19 protein-coding genes and 1 tRNA gene are annotated in these 21,635 nt (G+C 72.6%); 13 read left to right on the forward strand and 7 right to left on the reverse strand.

The genetic code is table 11. The features are described 5' to 3' along the window. The first annotated feature begins 63 nt into the window (after window positions 1-63). The 3 genes from ABIB16_RS06370 (at window position 64) to ABIB16_RS06380 (ending at window position 3,740) form a co-directional block, all read left to right on the forward strand. On the forward strand, window positions 64-2,619 hold the full coding sequence (locus ABIB16_RS06370) for an ATP-dependent Clp protease ATP-binding subunit (protein ID WP_230259970.1): 2,556 nt from the start codon (window positions 64-66) through the stop codon (window positions 2,617-2,619). A 326-nt stretch (window positions 2,620-2,945) separates the two neighbouring features. After that, window positions 2,946-3,128 (forward strand): Rv0909 family putative TA system antitoxin, encoded by a 183-nt coding sequence (locus tag ABIB16_RS06375; RefSeq protein WP_041104640.1) that lies wholly within the window; start codon window positions 2,946-2,948, stop codon window positions 3,126-3,128. Between the two features lie 96 nt (window positions 3,129-3,224). Beyond that, complete coding sequence (locus ABIB16_RS06380) at window positions 3,225-3,740, forward strand: amino-acid N-acetyltransferase (protein ID WP_002856080.1); 516 nt, start codon at window positions 3,225-3,227, stop codon at window positions 3,738-3,740. Window positions 3,741-3,777: 37 nt separating this feature from the next. Here ABIB16_RS06380 and ABIB16_RS06385 read toward each other — a convergent pair whose 3' ends face one another. After that, window positions 3,778-4,710: an iron-sulfur binding domain-containing protein gene (locus ABIB16_RS06385; RefSeq protein WP_210079146.1), complete on the reverse strand. Its 933-nt coding sequence runs from the start codon at window positions 4,708-4,710 to the stop codon at window positions 3,778-3,780. Window positions 4,711-4,751: 41 nt separating this feature from the next. On the opposite strand from ABIB16_RS06385, the gene ABIB16_RS06390 reads away from it, so the two are divergent. Next, window positions 4,752-5,573: a hypothetical protein gene (locus ABIB16_RS06390; RefSeq protein ID WP_210079147.1), complete on the forward strand. Its 822-nt coding sequence runs from the start codon at window positions 4,752-4,754 to the stop codon at window positions 5,571-5,573. Window positions 5,574-5,586: 13 nt separating this feature from the next. On the opposite strand, the gene radA is transcribed toward ABIB16_RS06390, so the two are convergent. After that, complete coding sequence (radA, locus tag ABIB16_RS06395) at window positions 5,587-7,023, reverse strand: DNA repair protein RadA (protein ID WP_210079148.1); 1,437 nt, start codon at window positions 7,021-7,023, stop codon at window positions 5,587-5,589. A gap of 89 nt (window positions 7,024-7,112) precedes the next feature. Continuing rightward, entirely contained in the window at window positions 7,113-8,282 is a 1,170-nt protein-coding gene (locus ABIB16_RS06400; RefSeq protein ID WP_095695211.1) for an FUSC family protein, read from the reverse strand. Between the two features lie 226 nt (window positions 8,283-8,508). On the opposite strand from ABIB16_RS06400, the gene pstS reads away from it, so the two are divergent. The 4 genes from pstS to pstB all read left to right on the forward strand — a co-directional run bounded on the left by pstS (window position 8,509) and on the right by pstB (window position 12,761). Beyond that, window positions 8,509-9,621, forward strand: coding sequence for a phosphate ABC transporter substrate-binding protein PstS (gene pstS, locus ABIB16_RS06405; protein ID WP_036384202.1), 1,113 nt, complete (start codon window positions 8,509-8,511; stop codon window positions 9,619-9,621). Window positions 9,622-9,755: 134 nt separating this feature from the next. Continuing rightward, complete coding sequence (gene pstC / locus ABIB16_RS06410; protein WP_049147798.1) at window positions 9,756-10,712, forward strand: phosphate ABC transporter permease subunit PstC; 957 nt, start codon at window positions 9,756-9,758, stop codon at window positions 10,710-10,712. A gap of 1 nt (window position 10,713) precedes the next feature. Beyond that, window positions 10,714-11,895 (forward strand): phosphate ABC transporter permease PstA, encoded by a 1,182-nt coding sequence (gene pstA, locus ABIB16_RS06415; protein ID WP_036384203.1) that lies wholly within the window; start codon window positions 10,714-10,716, stop codon window positions 11,893-11,895. 86 nt (window positions 11,896-11,981) lie between these two features. After that, a complete protein-coding gene (gene pstB, locus ABIB16_RS06420) occupies window positions 11,982-12,761 on the forward strand; it encodes a phosphate ABC transporter ATP-binding protein PstB (RefSeq protein WP_354436124.1) in 780 nt (259 codons plus the stop codon). 92 nt (window positions 12,762-12,853) lie between these two features. On the opposite strand, the gene ABIB16_RS06425 is transcribed toward pstB, so the two are convergent. From ABIB16_RS06425 to ABIB16_RS06435, 3 genes are all read right to left on the reverse strand, one after another. Next, window positions 12,854-13,879 (reverse strand): inorganic phosphate transporter, encoded by a 1,026-nt coding sequence (locus ABIB16_RS06425; RefSeq protein ID WP_002856097.1) that lies wholly within the window; start codon window positions 13,877-13,879, stop codon window positions 12,854-12,856. 15 nt (window positions 13,880-13,894) lie between these two features. After that, window positions 13,895-14,521, reverse strand: coding sequence for a hypothetical protein (locus ABIB16_RS06430; RefSeq protein WP_129867084.1), 627 nt, complete (start codon window positions 14,519-14,521; stop codon window positions 13,895-13,897). 139 nt (window positions 14,522-14,660) lie between these two features. Beyond that, window positions 14,661-15,335 (reverse strand): hypothetical protein, encoded by a 675-nt coding sequence (locus tag ABIB16_RS06435; protein WP_185194615.1) that lies wholly within the window; start codon window positions 15,333-15,335, stop codon window positions 14,661-14,663. A 158-nt stretch (window positions 15,336-15,493) separates the two neighbouring features. Here ABIB16_RS06435 and ABIB16_RS06440 point away from each other — a divergent pair. The 3 genes from ABIB16_RS06440 to ABIB16_RS06450 all read left to right on the forward strand — a co-directional run bounded on the left by ABIB16_RS06440 (window position 15,494) and on the right by ABIB16_RS06450 (window position 17,287). Further along, a tRNA-Lys gene (locus ABIB16_RS06440) sits at window positions 15,494-15,566 on the forward strand. 62 nt (window positions 15,567-15,628) lie between these two features. Next, window positions 15,629-16,354, forward strand: coding sequence for an alpha/beta hydrolase (locus ABIB16_RS06445; protein WP_010079631.1), 726 nt, complete (start codon window positions 15,629-15,631; stop codon window positions 16,352-16,354). A 33-nt stretch (window positions 16,355-16,387) separates the two neighbouring features. Further along, the gene (locus ABIB16_RS06450; RefSeq protein ID WP_134417034.1) at window positions 16,388-17,287 is read left to right on the forward strand and encodes a hypothetical protein; all 900 of its coding nucleotides are present in this window, start codon (window positions 16,388-16,390) and stop codon (window positions 17,285-17,287) included. Window positions 17,288-17,415: 128 nt separating this feature from the next. On the opposite strand, the gene ABIB16_RS06455 is transcribed toward ABIB16_RS06450, so the two are convergent. After that, on the reverse strand, window positions 17,416-18,693 hold the full coding sequence (locus tag ABIB16_RS06455; RefSeq protein WP_354436125.1) for a DUF445 domain-containing protein: 1,278 nt from the start codon (window positions 18,691-18,693) through the stop codon (window positions 17,416-17,418). Between the two features lie 100 nt (window positions 18,694-18,793). Here ABIB16_RS06455 and ABIB16_RS06460 point away from each other — a divergent pair, with 100 nt between their 5' ends. Further along, the gene (locus tag ABIB16_RS06460; RefSeq protein WP_354436126.1) at window positions 18,794-19,717 is read left to right on the forward strand and encodes a glycerophosphodiester phosphodiesterase; all 924 of its coding nucleotides are present in this window, start codon (window positions 18,794-18,796) and stop codon (window positions 19,715-19,717) included. Between the two features lie 154 nt (window positions 19,718-19,871). Beyond that, window positions 19,872-21,554: an ABC transporter substrate-binding protein gene (locus tag ABIB16_RS06465; protein WP_354436127.1), complete on the forward strand. Its 1,683-nt coding sequence runs from the start codon at window positions 19,872-19,874 to the stop codon at window positions 21,552-21,554. The last annotated feature ends 81 nt before the right edge of the window (window positions 21,555-21,635 follow it).

The raw sequence follows: 21,635 nt of genomic DNA on the forward strand, positions 1-21,635 counted from the left end.
AGCCGCGCGGCACGCGGTCCGGGTGCGTAGTGTCGACCACGACCGTACGCAAGGAGTGTGCCCATGTTCGAGAGATTCACCGACCGCGCCCGTCGGGTGGTCGTGCTCGCCCAGGAAGAGGCGCGCATGCTCAACCACAGCTACATCGGCACCGAGCACATCCTGCTCGGACTGATCCACGAGGGTGAGGGCGTCGCAGCCAAGGCACTGGAGTCCATGGACATCTCCCTGGGCGCCGTGCGAGAGAAGGTGCAGGAGGACATCGGCCAGGGCCAGCAGAACCCGCCCGGCCACATCCCCTTCACGCCGCGCGCCAAGAAGGTGCTCGAGCTGTCCCTGCGCGAGGCGCTGCAGCTCGGCCACAACTACATCGGCACCGAGCACATCCTGCTCGGCCTGATCCGCGAGGGCGAGGGCGTGGCCGCCCAGGTCCTCGTGCAGCTCGGCGCGGACCTGAACCGCGTCCGTCAGACGGTCATCCAGCTGCTCTCCGGCTACCAGGGCGGCGCCCAGGGCGGCAAGGAGACCGCGGGTGCCGGGGTGGGCCAGGGCGGCGAGGCCGGCCAGAACGCCGGCTCCGTGGTGCTGGACCAGTTCGGACGCAACCTCACCGCGGCCGCGCACGACGGCAAGCTGGATCCCGTCATCGGGCGTGCGGGTGAGATGGAGCGCGTCATGCAGGTGCTCTCCCGCCGCACCAAGAACAACCCCGTGCTCATCGGCGAGCCCGGCGTCGGCAAGACCGCCGTCGTCGAGGGCCTGGCCCAGGCGATCGACCGCGGCGACGTCCCGGAGACGCTCAGGGGCAAGCAGCTCTACTCGCTGGACCTCGGCTCCCTCGTGGCCGGCTCCCGCTATCGCGGCGACTTCGAGGAGCGCCTGAAGAAGGTGCTCAAGGAGATCCGCACCCGCGGGGACATCATCCTGTTCATCGACGAGATCCACACCCTCGTCGGGGCGGGCGCGGCCGAGGGCGCGATCGACGCCGCCAGCATCCTCAAGCCGATGCTGGCCCGCGGTGAGCTGCAGACCATCGGCGCCACCACGCTGGACGAGTACCGCAAGCACATCGAGAAGGACGCCGCGCTCGAGCGCCGCTTCCAGCCGATCCAGGTCGCCGAGCCGTCCGTCGAGGACGCCACGGAGATCCTGCGCGGCCTGCGGGACCGCTACGAGGCGCACCACAAGGTCTCCATCACCGACGGCGCGCTCAAGGCCGCCGCCGGCCTGGCGGACCGCTACGTCTCCGACCGGCACCTGCCGGACAAGGCCATCGACCTGATCGACGAGGCCGGCGCGCGTCTGCGCATCCGTCGCATGACCGTGCCGCCGGAGATCAAGGCCTACGAGTCCCGGATCGCGGAGGTGCGCACCCAGAAGGAGGCCGCCATCGACGGCCAGGACTTCGAGGGCGCCGCCCGCCTGCGGGACCAGGAGCAGCAGCTCGGGGACGAGCGCCGCGAGAAGGAGCAGGCGTGGCGCACCGGCGCGGACGCCGACGTCGCCACGGTGGACGAGGACCTCATCGCCGAGGTGCTCTCCAAGTCCACCGGCATCCCGGTGTTCAAGCTCACCGAGGAGGAGACGGACCGCCTGCGCAACATGGAGGAGGAGCTCCACCGCCGCGTGATCGGCCAGGACGAGGCGATCAAGTCCCTGTCCCGCGCCATCCGCCGCACCCGCGCGGGCCTGAAGGACCCGAACCGCCCCTCGGGGTCGTTCATCTTCGCCGGCCCCACCGGCGTCGGCAAGACGGAGCTGGCCAAGTCCCTCGCGGAGTTCCTCTTCGGGGACGAGGACGCGCTCATCACGCTGGACATGTCCGAGTTCCAGGAGAAGCACACCGTCTCGCGTCTGTTCGGTGCCCCTCCCGGCTACGTGGGCTACGAGGAGGGCGGCCAGCTCACCGAGAAGGTCCGCCGCCGTCCGTTCTCCGTGGTGCTGTTCGACGAGGTGGAGAAGGCCCATCAGGACCTCTTCAACTCCCTGCTGCAGATCCTCGAGGACGGTCGCCTGACCGACTCGCAGGGCCGTGTGGTGGACTTCAAGAACACCGTGATCATCATGACCACGAACCTCGGCACCCGGGACATCTCCAAGGGCGTCATGACCGGCTTCCAGTCGGCCACGGACACCACCACCGGGTACGAGCGGATGAAGGGCAAGGTCAAGGAGGAGCTGCGCCAGCACTTCCGCCCCGAGTTCCTCAACCGTGTGGACGACGTGATCGTGTTCCCGCAGCTGCAGAAGCACGAGATCGTGCAGATCGTGGACCTGTTCGTCTCCCGTCTCGGCAAGCGCCTGGCGGAGCAGGACCTGTCCATCGAGCTCACCCAGTCCGCCAAGGAGCTGCTCGCGGACCGCGGCTACGATCCGGCCATGGGTGCCCGCCCGCTGCGCCGCACCATCCAGCAGATGGTGGAGGACCAGCTCTCGGAGAAGATCCTCTTCGGCGAGATCCCGGCCGGCTCCCTCATCACCGTGGACGCCACGGGCGAGGGGGAGGGCGCCGAGCTGACGTTCGCGTTCTCCGGCGGCCGGGAGGCCCTGGAGGGTGCGGACCTGGCCGAGCTCGAGTCCGGTGCCGGCGATCCGGTGGACGCCGACCGCTCCGTGTGACCTGCGGGGTCTGACCCACGACGTCGGACCGCGCGTCCGGTGCCCACGGCCCGCCGCCTCCTCCCCTCGGGGAGGAGGCGGCGGGCCGTCGTCGTGCCCCCGCGGGACGCCGGGGCCGAGGTCCGCGACACCGCCGCCGGCATCAAGGACGGCCTCTCGACGGACCGCTGAACCGGCCCGCCTCCCCGCAGGCACGAGAGGGGTTCCCTCGCGGCGGGATCGGTGCCACTGTGGTCTGTGACCGCTCGACGGTGGTCCTGTCTCCGCCTCGACCCGGCGCTCGCCGGGACGGCCGCGGAACAGCCCCGAGAAGAAGGAGGCCGCCCATGGGTATCGGTGACCTGAACAACCTCGCAAACCAGCACTCGGACAAGATCGACGAGGCCGTGGACAACGCTCAGGAGCAGCACGGCGATAAGCTCGGCGAGCACGGCGACACCGTGAACAAGGGTGTCGACGGCGCGCAGGAGAAGTTCCTGTCCGGGGACGAGGGCGAGCAGCAGGCCTGAGCCTGCCGTCGACGCCGCGGGAGCCCTCGCCCGGTCCGCCGGGACGGGGGCTCCCGTCTGTCCGGGGTCGGGATGTCCGTGCCTAGACTGGACCCCATGCCTGCCGACCGCCCCCTCACCCTCCGCTCGGCGCGGACCCAGGACGTCCCGGTCATCCAGGCGCTCGTGGAGCCGCTGGCGCGGGAGCGCGTGCTGCTCCAGAAGGAGGCGGTGGCCTACTACGAGGCCATCCAGGAGTTCGTGGTCGCCGAGGAGGCGGACGGGACCCTGGCCGGCTTCGGCGCCCTCCACGTGATGTGGCAGGACATCGCCGAGGTCCGCACCCTCGCCGTCTCGGAGGCCCACCGGGGGACCGGCGTCGGGCACCTGATCATCGAGGAGCTGCTGGACCGTGCGCGGGCCGTGGGCGTCGAGCGGGTCTTCTGCCTGACCTTCGAGGTCGAGTTCTTCCGCCGGCACGGTTTCGAGGTGATGGCGGACCAGTCCGCCGTGGACCCGGAGGTCTACGCGGAACTGCTGCGCTCCACGGACGAGGGCGTCGCCGAGTTCCTGGACCTCGCCCGGGTCAAGCCGAACACGCTCGGCAACACGCGGATGATCCGCCGCCTCTGAGCCGCCGCACCGCGGGCCGCCCCAGGCCCCGGCGAGGTCAGGCCGGGAAGGTGAGGCCGCCGTCGGCGCCCCGGGCCAGCAGCCCGTCCGACACGAGCCCGGCCACGCACCGCGCCCACTGCGCGTCCTCGGGGCGGTGCGACCCGAGCCGCCCCCCGGCCACGACGACGGCGGGCACCTCCGCCTCGGCCACGCGCCCGTGCTCGCGGACGGCGGCCATCACGGCCCCGCGCACCTGACGGTCCGTGCCGGCCCAGGCCTGGCCGCGCGGCACCTCCACCGGCGGCGGGGAGCCCGCCGCGACCCACGCGCACGTCTCCGCCAGGGGGCAGCGCTCGCAGGCGGGGGAGCGGGCGGTGCAGACGAGGGCCCCGAGCTCCATGACGGCCGCGTTCCACGCGTTGGCGCGGGTGGGGTCCTCGGGCATGAGGGCCTGGGCGCGGCGCATCTCGGCGCGGGTCAGCGACCTGCCGGGCAGGGCCTCACCCGCGACCGCGCGCGCGATCACCCGGCGCACGTTGGTGTCCACGACGGTCTCGGGGATGCCGAACGCGAAGCTCGCGACCGCCGCGGCCGTGTACTCGCCGATGCCGGGCAGGGCGCGCAGGGCGGCGGGGTCGGCCGGCACCCGGCCGTCGTGGCGCTCGACGACGGCCCGGGCGGCCTCCTGGAGGCGCAGGGCCCGGCGCGGGTAGCCGAGCCGGTCCCAGGCCGTGAGCACGTCTGCGGTGGGGGCGGCGGCCAGGTCCGCGGGGGTGGGCCAGCGCTCCAGCCACTCCCGCCAGCGGGGCAGCACCCGCACGACCGGGGTCTGCTGGAGCATGATCTCCGAGACGAGCACGCCCCACGGGGAGCAGTCCGGGCTGCGCCAGGGCAGGTCCCGGGCGTGGACGGCGAACCAGCCCAGCATCGCGTCGTGCAGGTGCGGCACGTCCACCGTGGGCGGGACGAGGGGGGCGGGCGCGGGCATGGCGTCCACTGTAGGGTGCGCCGCCGCCTACCCTGGATCGCATGCCGTCTCGTCCGACTTCCCCCGGGTCGAAGCCGTCCCCCGCCGTCTACCGCCGCCGGCGGCTCGTGGCCGCCCTGCTCGCCCTCGTGCTCCTGCTCCTGGTGGGGTGGGCCGTCGTGGCGCTCGTCCGAGCCGGGATCGGCGCCTTCTCCTCCGAGGACGCCGACCCCTCCGCCGCCCCGACGCCGGTGCACTCCCCGTCGCCCGCCCCGGCCACGGACGCCGAGTCCAGTTCCGCCTCGCCTACCGTGGCCCTCGAGGACGCCGCCGAGTGCCAGCCCTCGGATCTGCGGATCGCCGCCTCCGCGGACCGGTCCGAGTACCAGCGGGGCGAGGAGGCCGAGCTGCGCCTGGGCATCACGAACCTCTCCTCGACCCCGTGCCGCACGGATGTGGGCACGGCCCGGCAGGAGTTCACGATCCGCACGGCCGAGGGCGACGACGTCTTCTCCACCCGCATCTGCCAGGCGGACCCCGCGGAGGCCCAGCGGGTGCTGTACCCGCACGAGGAGCTCACCGCCGTGTACCGCTGGTCCGGCCGCGCCTCGAGCCAGGACTGCGGCCGCCTCGGCGCTCTCGCGGAGCCCGGGCCCCATCTGCTGACGGTCAGCCTCGGCGACGTCACCTCCCGCCCCGTCGCGCTGAAGATCCTCGAGGAGCTCGCCCCGGGGGCCCAGGACGGCGGCTCCTCGGCCGCCCCCTCCTCGGCCACCCCCTCCTCGGCCACCCCCTCCTCGAGCGGCAGCGCCTCCCCGTCGGGGTCCGCCTCCGACCCGGCGTCGGCCTCGACCACCGACCCGTCGCCGTCATCGTCCCGCTGAGCCGGCCGCGCCGTCAGCGGCCGGGGCCGGCCTCCGGATGCGCGGCCGGGCCGCCGCCGGTCCACGTGGGGATCGTGGCGAGGGCCTCGCCGATCGAGCCGACCTCCGCCACCGTGAAGCCCGCGGGGACGTCCCCGAGCGGCTCGGGGGAGCGGGGGACCAGGGCGCGGGTGAAGCCCAGGCGGGCGGCCTCGCGCACCCGTCGCCCGATGCCGGGCACGGGGCGCACCTCCCCGGCCAGCCCGAGCTCACCGACGGCGATCATCCCCTGCGGGACGGGGGCCGAGAGCTTCGCCGAGGCCACGGCGACGGCCACGGCCAGGTCCGAGGCGGGCTCCGAGAGTCGCACGCCGCCCACGGTGGCCACGTAGCAGTCGTCCTGGGCGACGGCGAAACGGGCCCGGCGCTGGAGCACGGCCAGGAGCATGTTCACGCGCGCCGCGTCCACGCCGGAGACGGTGCGGCGCGGGCTGCCGCCGGCGGAGGGGGTGAGCAGGGACTGCACCTCGGCCACGAGCGGGCGCCGGCCCTCGAGCGTCACCGTCACGCACGTGCCCTCGACCGGCTCCGAGACGCCCGAGAGGAACAGACCGGAGGGGTCGTCCAGGGACTCGATGCCGTCCTCCCGCAGGTCGAAGCAGCCGACCTCGTCCGTGGGCCCGAAGCGGTTCTTCACCGCACGCACCAGGCGCAGCCGTGAGTGGCGGTCCCCCTCGAACTGGCAGACCACGTCCACGAGGTGCTCGAGCAGCCGCGGGCCGGCGATGGTCCCGTCCTTCGTCACGTGGCCCACCAGGACCGTGGTGATCCCCTTCTCCTTGGCCGTGCGGATGAGGCTGGCCGCCACCTCGCGCACCTGGCTGACGCCCCCGGCGATCCCGTCCACCTCGGTGGACTGCAGGGTCTGCACGGAGTCCACGATCACCAGCTCCGGGTCCGTCCGCTCGATCTGCCCCAGTGCCCGGCCCAGGTCCGTCTCCGCCGTCAGACGCAGGGTGTCCGCGATCGCCCCGATCCGGTCTGCGCGGGAGCGCACCTGCGCCGCCGACTCCTCGCCCGTCAGGTACAGCACCGAGCGCGGACCGCCGCCGCCCGCGCCGCGCGCCGTCTGGGCGGCCACGTCCAACAGCAGCGTGGACTTGCCGATGCCCGGCTCGCCGGCCAGCAGGATCACCGCGCCCGGCACGAGGCCGCCGCCGAGCACGCGGTCCAGCTCACGCACCCCCGTGGAGCGGAACGAGGCCAGCGTGGCGTCCACGTCCGCGATGCGCGGCGCGACCTCCGCGACCGTGGCCGCGCGCGTGCGACCGGTGGTCGACGTCAGCCCGATCTCCTCGACCGTGCCCCACGACTGGCACTCCCCGCAGCGGCCGACCCACTTCACGGTGGTCCAGCCGCACTCGGTGCAGCGGTATCCGGGGGCACGCTTCGGGGCGGTCTTGGTGGCCATGCGCCCACTCTAGGAGCCGAGGCGGACGCGTTAGCCGGCACCGCGCGCGGTCCGACGTCGGCCGCCGGGGCCGTGCGCCGCCGTCGGGCTCAGACGCGGGGCAGGTAGCCGCGCGCCTCGTCGTGCTCGGCGCCCGTGGCCTCGATGAGGTCCACCATCATGGGCCGCAGCAGCATCACGAGCGCCTCGCCGTGCACGGACCCGCCGCCCAGCTGGTGCGGGTCCAGCGCGGACGCGGACGCCCCCAGGGCGTCCCGCGCCACGGACAGCGAGCGATGGCGGCCCTCGGCCTGCGGCTCCACGAGGGAGCGGTGCAGGATCTCGACGGCGTCCGCGGCGTCGTCGAACCAGGCGGCCAGGCGCTCGCGGTCGTCGTCGTCGAACACACCCTCGTCCAGGACCGAGACCACCCGCCGGGCCACGATCCGCAGGGAGCGCACCGCCAGGTCCGAGCGGTCCGCCGCGTTCACCGCGTCCTCCACGAAGGAGCGCGAGGAGCGGTGCAGCGGGTTGAACACGGTCTGCTCATGCGTGACGCGCAGCTCCTTGCGCAGCGCCTCCAGCGTGGTGTGCGTGCCGCGGCTGGCCACGAGCGCCATCCAGGCGGTGCGGGAGTCGTTCTCCCGCAGGGCCCGGGAGAGGTCGCGCAGCACCGTGGCGATCGAGTCGTAGAGTCCACCCAGCTGACGCACCGCGGGACGGCGCACGTCCTGGGGCGAGAGGAACGTGACGAGCAGGGCCAGGACGCCGCCCACGATCGCGTCCTGGCTGCGGACGAACGGCCCTCCCGTGCCGGTGGGCAGGAGGACCACGAGGACGGACTGCAGGGACATCTGCATCGTGAATGTGGCGCCGGAGTCCAGGAACCGGGCCACCATCACGGACACGAACAGGACCACCGAGGCCTGCCACAGGCCGCGGCCGAGCCCGACCATGAGCAGGTCCCCGATCAGGATGCCGACGGTGCAGCCGACGGCGACCTCGGCCACCTTGCGCAGCTTCGGCTCCCGTTGGAAGCCGAGGGCGATCAGCAGGGAGGTGGAGGCGAACAGGGGCTGCTGGTGGCCCAGGATGGTCTCCGCGAACCAATAGGCGCCCACCGCGCAGACCGCGACGAGGGCGGCCTGGCCCACGGAGGAGCGGACGCGGGACCAACCCGCACGGGCGCGCCGACGCAGGAAGCGGCCGAGGCGCTCCCCGCGGGTCTGGGGGTCGACCATCGGCACCGTGCCCGTGGCGGTGGCGAAGCGGTCCGTCATGCGGCCAGCCTAGTCCGACGCCGGGGAGCCCTCGCCGTGCGAGGCTCAACCAAGCATTGTGGTCCACGGCACAGATCATTCCTGCGAATGCCGCTCCCGTTCACCATCTGTTCACCCCGGCCGAGCACTCGATTCACCTCTGGACCGTACGGTCGGGTGCGGTGCAGAACCGGGCCAGCCGGACGCTCTGCCCTCACCGTCGTCATCCGATTGAAAGAGGCTCTTCGTGAAGGCTCACCGCTTCGGCCGCTCCGCCGCCCTCCTGTCCGTGGCCGCCATCGCCCTGACCGCCTGCTCCTCCGCGGACAGCGGCAACGGCGGCTCCGATGCCTCCGGCTCCGCCGGGGGCGAGCAGGGCACCACCTCCGAGGTCCAGGGCAACCTGGTCGGCGCCGGCGCCTCCTCGCAGGAGGCGGCCATGACCGCCTGGACCCAGGGCGTCACCGAGACCGCTCCGAACCTGACCGTGCAGTACTCCCCGGACGGCTCCGGTGCCGGTCGTGAGAAGTTCCTCGCCGGCGCCACCTCCTTCGCCGGCTCCGACGCGGCCCTCAAGGAGGAGGAGGCTGAGTCCGCCAAGGAGAACTGCGGCGACGAGGGCGCGTTCCACGTGCCGGCCTACATCTCCCCGATCGCCGTGGCCTACAACCTGCCGGGCGTCGATGAGGTCAAGATGGACGCCGAGACCATCGCCAAGGTGTTCTCCGGCGAGATCAAGAACTGGAACGACGAGGCCATCGCCGCGCAGAACGAGGGCGTCGAGCTGCCCGACACCCCGATCACCGTCGTGCACCGTTCCGACGACTCGGGCACCACCGAGAACTTCACCGCCTACCTCACCGAGGCCGCCGGCGATGCCTGGTCCTATGACGAGGTCGAGACCTGGCCGTCCGACATCACCGCCGAGTCCGCCCAGGGCACCAAGGGTGTCGTGGGCCTGGCCTCCCAGACCGAGGGCGCCATCACCTACGCCGACGCCTCCGCCGTGGGCGAGCTGGGCACCGTGTCCGTGAAGGTCGGCGAGGAGTATGTGAAGTACTCCGCCGAGGCCGCGGCCGCGACCGTCGAGAAGTCCGAGGCCAAGGAGGACGGCTCGATCGAGCTCGACCGCGCCACCGACGAGTCCGGCGTGTACCCCGTCGTGTTGGTCTCCTACCACATCTACTGCAACCAGTACGAGTCGCAGGAGACCGTGGACCAGGTCAAGGCCTTCGCCGAGTACGTCGTGTCCGAGGACGGTCAGAAGACCGCCGAGGAGTCCGCGGGCAACGCCCCGATCTCCGAGGACACCCGCAAGAAGGCCATGGAGCGCATCGAGGCCATCTCGGTCAAGGGCTGATGTCGCTTCTTGTCGGCTGACCCGCCGCCGCTTCGGCCGCCGGGCCCCACGGGCCCGGCGGCTGAAGCCGCGTCAGGGCTCTCGTTCGTCGCGGCCCGTCCATCACCACGCACGTCGATCTGAGGGAAGGCACTGTGTCCTCAACCACCAACGAGGCGGCACCGAAGCCGTCCAGCCTGCGCGGCCCCCGCCGCGGAGCCGCCGGAGACAAGCTCCTCTCCGGCGGGGCCCTGGCGGCCGCCGTCCTGATCCTGCTCGTGCTCGCCTTCGTGGCGGTCTTCCTCCTGACGGAGGCATGGCCTGCCCTGCAGCCGGGTGCGGAGCTCGTGTCCGCGGACTCCTTCTTCCAGTACGTGTGGCCGCTCATGGCCGGCACCGTGATGGTGTCGATCATCGCTCTGCTCATCGCCACCCCGGTCGCGATCGGTGTCGCCCTGTTCATCTCGCACTATGCGCCCCCGCGCATCGCGCAGTCGGTGGGCTTCGTGATCGATCTGCTGGCCGCGATCCCCTCCGTGGTCTACGGCGTGTGGGGCTGGCTGACGCTCGCTCCGCTGATGGTGCCGATCTACGGCTGGCTCAACGAGAACCTGGGCTTCATCCCGTTCTTCGGCGGCTCGGCCACCACCACGGGCCGTACCCTGCTGACCTCGGGCGTCGTGCTGGCCGTGATGGTCCTGCCGATCATCACCGCGCTCTGCCGTGAGATCTTCACCCAGACCCCGAAGCTCCACGAGGAGGCCGCGCTCGGCCTCGGCGCCACGCGCTGGGAGATGATCAAGATGACCGTGTTCCCGTTCGCCCGGGCCGGCATCATCTCCTCGATCATGCTCGGCCTCGGCCGCGCGCTCGGCGAGACCATGGCGGTCACCATGGTGCTCTCCGGCGGTGTCTTCTCCTGGTCGCTCGTGGAGTCCGGCAGGAACCAGACGATCCCGTCGGAGATCGCGCTCAACTTCCCCGAGGCGTTCAACATGCGCCTGCACGAGCTGATCGCTGCCGGTCTCATGCTCTTCATCATCACCCTGGCGGTGAACATGATCGCCCGCGCGATCGTGAACAAGCACAAGGAATTCTCGGGAGCCAACTGACATGAGCACTGTCTCGACTTCTCCCCGGGCCACCGAGGACAGCGTGACGCCGCGGCGTCATTCCCTGACCGAGGGTCAGAAGCCCGGCTGGACCTGGATGGCCGTCGCAGCTGCCGCGGCCGTCGTCGCCGCCGGCCTGACCGTGCTGCTCAGCGGCGCCTTCAACGTGGTCGGTTTCGTGATCATCGCCGCCATCCTCTACATCGCGGGGCTCTACGTGGCCACCCGCGTGATGGAGAACCGGCGCCGCGCCGCAGACGGCCTGTGTCGCAACCTCGTGTGGCTGGCGTTCCTCGTGGCCCTGGTGCCGCTGGTCTCCGTGCTGTGGTCGGTCCTCTCCGCCGGTCTGCCGACCCTGATCGCCAACCCGCAGATCATGGCGTACGACATGAAGGGCATCACCGGCATCGACGACTCGGCGTGGGTGGAGGACGGCAAGCCCGCCGGCGGGCTCGCGGGCGGTTTCGGCCACGCCCTGATCGGCACCGTCGTGATCACGATCATCGCGACCCTGATCTCCGTGCCGATCGGCATGCTCACCTCCATCTACCTGGTGGAGTACAGCCGCGGCGGCTGGTTCTCCCGCGCCATCGTGTTCTTCGTGGACGTCATGACCGGCATCCCCTCGATCGTGGCCGGCCTCTTCGCCTACGCCGCGATCACGTGGGTCCTGACCCTGGTCACCGGCAGCAAGTCCACCGCACTGCAGTCCGTGCAGATGGGTCTCACGGCCGCGATCGCGCTCTCGGTGCTCATGATCCCCGTGGTCGTGCGATCCACGGAGGAGATGCTCCGTGTGGTGCCCAACGAGCTGCGCGAGGGCGCCTACGCCCTCGGCGTGCGCAAGTGGCAGACCATCGCCAAGGTGGTCCTGCCCACCGCGATCTCCGGCATCGCCTCCGGCGTCACCCTGGCCATCGCCCGCGTGGCGGGTGAGACCGCGCCGATCCTCGTGACGGCCGGCTTCGCCACCAGCATCAACTGGAACCCGTTCGACAACTGGATGACCGCGCTGCCGGTGTACATCTACCGCCAGCTGGTCGCCCCGACCTCGCCTACGGCGGCGGACCCCTCGACCGCCCGCGCCTGGGCAGCCGCCCTGCTGCTCGTGACCATCGTCATGCTGCTCAACCTGGCGGCACGGTTCATCGCCAAGGCGTTCGCCCCCAAGAAGGGCCGGTGAGGCCCGGCCGCCCGGAATCCCCCGGGCGGCCGGCCCCGACCCCGTCGCACCCCCCCAGAGACTTCCACGAAGGAACAGAACCACTCATGTCCAAGCGCATCCAGGCCGTCGACGTCGATGTCTTCTACGGCAAGTTCAAGGCCGTCGAGGGCGTCAACATCGACATCGCCCCCCGCTCCGTCACTGCCTTCATCGGCCCCTCCGGCTGCGGCAAGACCACTTTCCTGCGCAGCATCAACCGCATGCACGAGGTGCTCCCCGGCGCCACCGTGGACGGCAAGCTCCTGCTCGACGGCGAGGACATCTATGGGCCCGGTGTGGACCCGGTCCGCGTCCGTTCCCAGATCGGCATGGTCTTCCAGCGTCCGAACCCGTTCCCCACGATGTCCATCCGCGACAACGTGCTGGCCGGCTACAAGCTCAACGGCACCCGCCTGAACAAGTCCCGTGCGGACGAGCTCGTGGAGAAGTCCCTGCGCGGCGCCAACCTGTGGAACGAGGTCAAGGACCGCCTCGACAAGCCCGGCTCCGGCCTCTCCGGCGGTCAGCAGCAGCGTCTGTGCATCGCCCGCTCCATCGCGGTGCAGCCCGACGTGATCCTCATGGACGAGCCCTGCTCCGCGCTCGACCCGATCTCCACCCTCGCCGTCGAGGACCTGATCAACGAGCTCAAGGAGGAGTACACGGTCATCATCGTCACGCACAACATGCAGCAGGCCGCGCGCGTGGCGGACAAGACCGCGTTCTTCAACATCCAGGGCGTCGGCAAGCCCGGCAAGCTGATCGAGTACGACGACACCGACGTCATCTTCAACAACCCCTCGAGCCAGCAGACCGAGGACTACGTCTCCGGCCGCTTCGGCTGAGCCGTCCCGCGCTCCGTCCCCGACCCCGTCCGGCCGCACGCCGGGCGGGGTCGCGGCGTCTGCGGGGCCGGGCGTCGTCGTCGGGCGCGGCCTCAGGCCAGCGGGACGAGGGCCAGCGTGCCGAGGAGGCCGAGAAGGGCGCAGGCCACCGGCGTGAGCACCCACCAGCCGACCACGCGCAGCACGGTGGGCCAGCGCACGGACGCGTAGGTCTGCGTCTGGCCGGCGCCCACGATGGCCGCCGTCGCCGTGTGGGTGGAGGACAGGGGCAGGTGGAACACCAGGGATCCGACGAACAGCAGGCCCGCGGGGATGACGGCGGCCACGGACGCCCGCAGGGGGTCGAGGCGCACGAGACGCTCGGTGAGGGTCCAGGCGATCCGCCAGGCGCCGCCCAGCGTGCCGAGCCCGACCGCGAGGGCGAACAGGAACGCGCCCCCCACGAACTCGGCCGTCAGGGCGTCCGGCGCCAGGACGGACCCGGACCCCACCAGCACGGCGGCCCACAGCACCCCCATGCGCTGACCGGCCTGCAGGCCGTGGCCCATGGCCATGGCGCTGGCGGAGATGCCCAACGCGACGCGGGCCCGGTGCTGGACGTTGACCGTGGTGCCCCGGGTGGCGAGCCGCATGGCGGGGGCGGTGAGCAGGCGGGCGAGCGCCCACGCGATCAGGGGCGAGAGCAGCAGGCTGAGCAGCACCTCGGCGCGGACGAGGTCGAAGATGGTGAGGGCGACGTCGATGTCCAGACTCAGGCGCACGGCGAGGTGGCTGCCCGCCAGCGCGGAGATCAGCGCGTGCGTGCTGGAGCCGGGCAGGCGCCGCCACCACAGCAGCAGACCCCACACGAGGGTCACCACGCAGGACACGCCCACGGCCAGGGGGCCGATCTCGCTGCGCACCGCGGGCGAGGTGAAGTAGTGCACGCTCAGCGTGATGAGCCCGATGCCCAGCAGCGCGCCCACGGTGTTGACCGCTCCGGTCAGGAGGAGGGCCCCGCGCGGTGTCAGCGCCCGGTACCGGACAGGCAGCGCCGCGGCGTTGGGGGCGTCGCGGAACCCCATCAGCGCGCCGACGGCGCACAGCAGCACGAGGACGACGGCGAGCCCCGCGGTCACGGCGCCTCCACCGGCTCAGGACTCACGGACGAGCACCATGCCCAGGTCCATGTTCACGCGGGAGAGGGCCTCGAGCGCCGCGTGCAGCGCCCAGGCGACCTCGCGCTGGCGGTTGTAGTCGCGCTGCAGCAGGTCCATGCCGAGGTCGGCGAGCCACTCGACCATGATCCGCTCCGTGCGGCGGGAGGCGCGCAGCAGCTGCATCCACGTGGCCTCCAGGGCGTCGAGGTCGCGCATCTCGGCGGCGCCGCGGGCGAGCAGCTCGGCCTGCCGCCCCACGGTCTCGAGGACGTCGAGGGCGTGCGTCGGCAGCTCCTCGAGGTCGGCCCGCTGGATCAGCACGCCCGCCGACACGACGCGCCGGGTGGTCGCGTGCACGCCGCTGGCCAGCCGGTAGAGGTCCTGACGGGGCAGCGGAGTCACGTAGGCGCTGCGCAGCGCGGTGAGGAAGGCCATGAGGGTGGCGCTCGAGGACGAGTCGAGCTCCTCGAGCTCACGGGCGGCACGGTCCGCCTCGGGTCCGCGGGTCCCCGCGACCTGGGCCACCAGATGCACGGACCGGTGCAGGGCCTCGGCGAGGTCCGCCATGTGGCGCAGCGCCGGGGTGTCGCGCGTGAAGAGCCAGGGCATGCGGGGGGACATGGGCAGCGGTCGCTCTCTCGTCGACGGGTGGCGAAGGGGTCGACGACGACGCCGGACCGGGAACGCCTCTCGGCGGAAGGCCGCTCGCAGCGGCTATGTGTTGGAGCCCGGGGTTACCAGCGGCCCGGCGCCGTCCCCATCAGTCTAGCGATCCGTCCCGAAACGCTCGACCCGCCGCCTCCAGGGCGTCGGCGGTGCTGACCAGGCGCGCGGCCCGGCGGGTGAGGGCGGCGGCGCGGTCCGGGGCGGCGGCCTCGGAGCCCTCGGCGTGCTCGACCTGGCCCAGGGCCACGACGCGGGCGTAGGCGGCGGCGCGCTCGAACGCGACGTCGATCTCGGAGCGGTAGGCGCCCGTGAGGATCGTGTCCGTGAGGCGGCGCAGCTCGGCCGGCCCCGGCGGCTCGACGGCGCCCGCCACGACGCGCGAGGCGTAGGCGGCATGCCCGGCGCGGTACCAGGCGGCCCAGCGCTCGCCGTCGCGGGTCGTCGCCTCCTGGAGTGCGTACAGGCGCCACAGGGCGCCGGCGAGCGAGACGGGCGGGGCGTCCGCCCACAGCTCGGCGAGCGTCTCGACGCCGAGCTCGCGGACCAGCCCGACCAGCCGCTCGACGACGGCCGGGTCCTCCTCCGCGCGGCCGCCGGCCACGAGGGCGTGGGCCAGGCGCGAGGCCGCCGCGGCCACTTCCTGCGGGTCTTCGCCGCCGGCGAAGTGCGTGAGCTCCTGCGGCTCCGAGAGGCGGGGCCGGTGCGGGCGCAGCACGCCCGCGGCGCTCGAGCTGGCGCCGCGGCCGGCGGGCAGGCGGTGACGTGCCATGGGCGGGCTCCCTTCGAGGGCGCATCGGGGTGGGGATGTGGTCGCCGGAGGCGGCGGCCCCGTCCACGGTAGTGCCCCGGGCGCCTGGGCTACCATCGGAGGGCACCCGTGAGGGTCGCCGTCGTCGGCCGCGCGCCGTCGTCGTCGGCCGCGGGTGAGGGCCTTTAGCTCAGCTGGCAGAGCATCGGACTTTTAATCCGCCGGTCGCGGGTTCGATCCCCGCAGGGCCCACCCGAGAGCGGCCCCTGACCAGGCATGACGCCCGGTCAGGGGCCTCTCCCTAGGATGGAGCCATGAGCCCCACGCCCACACCAGTCACCGAGACGATCAGTTCCGGCCACAGCGTGGTGTGGTCGCGCCCGCCGGCGGAGCGCGCGGGCACGGACCTGGTGCTCGTGTTCCACGGCTACGGCTCCAACGAGGTCCGCGCGGCGCGCCGCCACTTCCCGATGCTCCCGGAGCGGTGCACCGGCCTGGCGGTGCGCGGCGGCTTCGAGATCGACGAGACGGCGTCCGAAGGCCCGGGCGACCCCGGCGCGCACGGCTGGTTCCTGCTCGACCTGCTGCTGCAGTCCGACTTCGCCCAGGTGCTCGCCGCCGCCCACCGCGTGTTCGACGTGCTCTCCGCCGAGGAGGTCGTGGCGGCCGGCTTCCGCACGGTCTCGGTGCTCGGCTTCTCCCAGGGCATGGCCATGGCGACGACGGTCCTGCGTCTGCGCCCCGAGGCGTTCACCTGCGGTGTGGGCCTGAGCGGCTTCGCCGTCGACAACGAGCTGCTGGCCATGCTCGACTCCCCGGCCGAGGGACCGGGCCCGCGCCCGTTCTTCTGGGGCCGGGACGCCGAGGATCCCGTGATCCATCCGGACGCCGTCGCCCACACCCGCGCGTGGGCCGAGGAGCACACCCGCCTGACCGTGCGCACCTACCCCGGGATCTTGCACGGGACCGGCCCCGACGAGGTCCGTGACGTGCGCATCTTCCTCGAGCACTCCCTGCGCGCGGCGACGCCCGGGTCCTGACCGCGGGGGTCGCGCGCCGATACTGTGGCGCGCATGGCAAAGAACTCGACGATCGGCCGGTACGCGTCCGGGAAGGTGAAGGACTTCGGGCTGAAGTCGGCACTCGATGAGAACGGCGAGCCCACGGAGGGCTTCGAGAAGGCCCTCTCCACGGTGTTGGCGGTCCAGCGCCCCCTGGTCCTGAAGAACATCCAGCGCATGGCGGCGAAGCACCCGGGGGAGAGCCCGGAGCGTCTCGCCGAGCGGCTCGGGCAGCAGTACCTGACCACCGTCACGGGGGCCGGTGCCGCCGTGGGCGGCACCGCGATCGTCCCGGGCATCGGCACCGTGGCCGCGCTCGGCCTGTCCGGTGTCGCGGTCGCCGGCTTCATGGAGGCCACCGCCCTCTACGCGCAGTCCCTCGCCGAGCTGCACGGCATCACCACGCAGGACCCGCAGCGCGCCCAGGCCCTCGTCATGGGCCTCATGCTCGGCGACGACGCCAAGGAGCTGCTCCGCGAGGCCGCCGCCAAGGCCGGCCGTCCCTACGACCCGCAGTCCAGCCTCAACGCGCTCGCGGGCACCGCATCGGGCACCGGCATCAGCGCGTTCGTGGTGGATCGCCTCAAGAGGACGTTCATGCGCAAGATGCGCCTGCGGCAGGGTGCCGGCTTCGTGGGCCGCGCCGTGCCGTTCGGCGTGGGCGCCGTGATCGGCGGCGTGGGCAACCGCGCCATGGGCAAGGCCGTGATGGAGAACGCCGCGGAGCTCTTCAGCCCCCTGCCGATGGTGATCCCCGGCGAGATCCGCGAGGGCGCCGCACAGGGGCGCGCCGAGGGGGAGTCGGCGGGCGCCAAGGACGACGGCGGCGTCTTCGGCGCGATCCGTCGCGCCCTGCCCGGCGGCAAGGACGAGAAGGACGACAGGCAGAAGAAGGGCAAGCCCGCCGCCTGACGGCCCCGCCCCCGCGCGTCCGTCGCCCCCGCCCCCGCGCTTTCGAACGTGAGAGAGGCCCTATCTCACGTTCGAAAGCGCCCATTCGCCCCATGTCACGTTCGAAAGTGCGGGGCAGCGGGTCCGTCTCAGAGGAACAGTGTCGCCACCCCGTGGATCGCCAGGCCCGCGAGCGCGCCGACGACCGAGCCGTTGATGCGGATGAACTGCAGGTCCTTGCCCACGAACAGCTCGAGGGTGCGCGCGGTCTGCTCGCCGTCCCAGCGGGCGACCGTCTCCTCGATCACCCCGGTGAGCGCCGGGCCGTAGGAGCTCAGCGCATACGCCGCGGCGCGGCGGGCGTGGCCGTCCACGCGGTCGCGCAGCTCGGGGTCCTCCTGCAGGCGGGCGCCGAGGTCGCGCAGGGCGGCCACGAGCGCGCGATGCAGGTCGGAGGACGGGTCCTCGAGCGCGTCCAGGAGCGAGTCCCGCAGGGAGACCCAGGCCCGCCCGGCCCACGCACGCAGCCGTTCGTCCGCGAACAGGTTCCGCTTGAACCGCTCCACCGAGGCGCGGGTGGCCGGCTCGTTCCGCATCTCGTCGGCGAGGCGGTCGAGCCAGTCGTCGACGGCGCGGCGGGCCTCGTGCTCCCGGTCGCGGCGGATGCCGGCGAGATACTTGAGGGTCTCGGCGTGCAGTCGCTCGGCGAGGAGGCGGTCCACGAGGTCCGGGCTCCACTCGGGGGAGCGACGGCGCACCGTCTCGACGAACAGCTCGGGGTGGGCGGCCACCCAGTCCCCGGTGTGGGCGACCACGAGGTCCACCACGCGCTCGTGGTGCCGTCCGGCCACCACGTCCTCCAGCACGCCCGCGAGCGTGGGGGACCAGTCCGGGGCCACCATGTGGCGTTCCATCAGCTGGCGCAGCAGCTCCTGGACGGCGTCGTCGTCGGCCGCGGCCATGGCGCCCCGGGCCGCCGTGGCGATCTCCCGGGCGGTGCGGGCCGCGTTCTCCTCACGTCGCAGCCAGCCGCCGGCGACCTCGGCCACCTTCAGTCCGTCGACCTTCTCGTGGGCGACCTCCGAGTCCAGGAAGTTCTCCTGCACGAACTCGGTCAGCGCGGCGCCGAGCTGGTCCTTCTTCCGCGGGATCAGGGCGGTGTGCGGCACGGGCACCCCCATCGGGTGGCGGAACAGCGCCGTGACCGCGAACCAGTCCGCCAGCGCGCCGACCATGCCGCCCTCCGCGGCGGCGCGCACGTAGCCCCACACCGGGTGGGTGTCCTGCAACGGGAACGCGACCACGAACACCACGGCCAGCAGGATGAGCAGCCCCAGGGCGACGGCCTTCATGCGCCGCAGGCCCGCCGCGCGTTCGAGGGCGCCGGCGCTGAGCAGCTGCTGGGCGGGGTCGGGGGAGAGGGACACGGGAGGCTCCTGATCGCGCGCACCGAATGGTCCCCACCAGTTAACCAGCCGGGCACCCTGCGGTGACGTGGCCGGCACTCGCGCTCCCTAGCCTGGCCGCGTGCCCGCTCTCGTGATCGCACACCGCGGTGCCTCCGCCGCCTTCCCCGAGCACACCCGCGCCGCCATGCTCCACGCCCTCGCCGTGGGCGCGGACGGTCTCGAATGCGACGTCCAGCTCACGCGGGACCGCGAGGTCGTCTGCTGGCATGACCCCACCGTGGACCGCACCTCGGACGGGCGCGGCGCCGTCGCGGACCACACGCTGGATCGTCTGCGCGGCCTCGACGTCCTCTCGTGGCACGCCCGGCGTCCGGGGGCCGAGCCCGCCACGACGACGGCGCCGCCCGCCGTGTACGGCGGCGCGGGGGAGCAGGTGCTCACCCTGGCCGACCTCCTGGCGATCGCGACGGCCGCGGGCCGGCCGCTGCACCTGGCCGTGGAGCTCAAGCACCCCTCCCCGTTCGGGCACGAGCTCGAGGAGCGGGTGCTGCGGGAGCTGCTGCGGGCCGGCTGGGACCCGGAGACCGGCCGGGTGGGTCAGGTGCAGGTGTCCCTCATGAGCTTCCACCCGGACGCGCTGCGCCACGTGGCGCCGCTGGCCGGCACGGACCCCCTCTGCCCCCTGATGGACCTCATGCCGACGGAGCTGCCGACCCGGCTCGCGCGGGGGCCGCTGAGCCGGGCGGCGGTGCGTGCGGCGGCGCGTCAGTCGCTGGCCGGGTCCGAGGCGCTCGTCTGGCGCGGCCGGGCCGGGCTGGCGGGGCCCTCCGTGGCCTACGTGCGGGAGCACCTGGCGGACGTGAAGGCGTGGCTGGCGGCGGGGCGGCGGCTGCGGGTGTGGACCGTCGACGAGCGCGAGGACGCCGATTTCCTCCTCGCCCAGGGGGTGCAGGAGCTCACCACCAACCGTCCGGAGGACGTGCTGCGCTGGGTCCGCGAGCGGGCCGCCGCGCGTCGGGAGTGGGTGCCCACCGGGGCCTGAGGGCGCCGTGCCGCACGCGCAGACGCGGCCTGCGTTGCGTTCCTGCCCGCGCTTGTGGCTATAGTCACGTCCAGGAGCGTGCCCGAGGTCACACCCGACGGCGCGGTCCCCTCGCACCCGCGTCTCGGCTGAGACCTCTCCCGGAGGAGCCCCCATGGCCACCCGTCTGCGTCACCGACTCCTGTCCGCCGCCGCGCTCACCGCGGCCGGCGCCCTGCTCGTCACCGGCTGCGCCCAGAGCCAGCGCGACGGCGGCGGCTCCGGCGGCTCGGGCGGGGGCGACGCCGCCCAAGTGGACGGCTCGTTCATCTTCGCCGCCTCCTCCGACCCGAAGACCCTGGACCCGGCCTTCGCCTCCGACGGCGAGACCTTCCGGGTCTCCCGTCAGATCTTCGAGGGCCTCGTGGGCACGAAGCCGGGCACCGCGGACCCCGCGCCGCTGCTGGCCGAGTCCTGGGAGTCCTCGGAGGACGGCCTGACCCACACGTTCCAGCTGAAGGAGGGCGTGACCTTCCACGACGGCGAGCCGTTCAACGGGGAGGCCGTGTGCGCCAACTTCGACCGCTGGTACAACTTCACGGGCATCCAGCAGTCGGAGACCCTCTCGTACTACTACGGCAAGCTGTTCCGCGGCTTCGCGGACAAGCCCGAGGACGCCGTCTACAAGGAGTGCGAGGCCACCGGCGAGCACGAGGCGAAGATCACGCTGGCGCAGCCGTTCGCGGGCTTCATCTCCTCCCTGTCCCTGCCGGCCTTCGCCATGCAGTCGCCGAAGGCGCTCGAGGAGTACAAGGCGGACGAGGTCGGCGGCACCGCCGAGTCGCCCCAGATGTCCGAGTACGCCCGGGCACACCCCACCGGCACCGGCCCCTACAAGTTCGAGTCCTGGAGCGTGGGCGAGGACGTCAAGCTCACCGCCAACGAGGACTACTGGGGCGAGGGCGGCGAGGTCACGGACATCACCTTCCGCGTGATCGACGACCCGGTGGCCCGCCGTCAGGCGCTCGAGGCCGGGGACATCGACGGCTACGACCTCGTGGCCCCCGCGGACACCGCGGCCCTGTCCGAGGCCGGCTTCAACGTGGTGGCCCGAGACCCGTTCACCATCCTCTACCTGGGCCTGAACCAGGAGAAGGAGGAGCTCCAGGACGTCCGGGTGCGCCAGGCGATCGCCCACGCGATCGACAAGGACGCCCTCATCGCGCAGACCCTTCCCGAGGGCACGGAGCCCGCCACCCAGTTCATCCCGAAGTCGGTGAACGGCTACAGCGAGGACGTCACCACGTACGAGCACGACCCCGCCAAGGCCAAGGCGCTGCTCGCCGAGGCCGGCTACCCGGACGGCTTCACGATCGACTTCAACTACCCCACCGGCGTCTCGCGCCCGTACATGCCGACCCCCGAGCAGGCGTTCTCCAACCTCTCGAGCCAGCTGGCCGAGGTGGGCATCACGGTGAACGCGAAGCCGGCCAAGTGGAGCCCGGACTACCTCGACCAGGTGCAGGGCACCGCGGACCACGGCATCCACCTGCTGGGCTGGACCGGCGACTACAACGACACGGACAACTTCGTGGGCGTGTTCTTCGGCCAGGAGAAGCCCGAGTTCGGCTTCACCGACGAGGAGCTGTTCTCCGCCCTCGAGGAGGCCCGCCAGATCCCGACGCTCGAGGAGCAGACGCCGAAGTACCAGGAGATCAACGAGCAGATCTCCGAGATCGTCCCGGCGGTCCCGCTCGCCCACCCGGCCCCGTCGCTGGCCTTCGACAAGCGCGTGGCCTCCTACCCGGCGAGCCCGGTCAACGACGAGGTCTTCAACGAGATCGACCTGACCGAGTGAGCCCGGCGGGCCGGGGACGACCCGCCCCACCGGCGACGACGGCGCCGCGCCCCGGCGCCGTCGTCGCGGGCCCGCCCGCCA

The sequence above is a fragment of the Micrococcus sp. UYEF5 genome (assembly GCF_040546065.1).
GTDB classification, from domain to species: domain Bacteria; phylum Actinomycetota; class Actinomycetes; order Actinomycetales; family Micrococcaceae; genus Micrococcus; species Micrococcus luteus.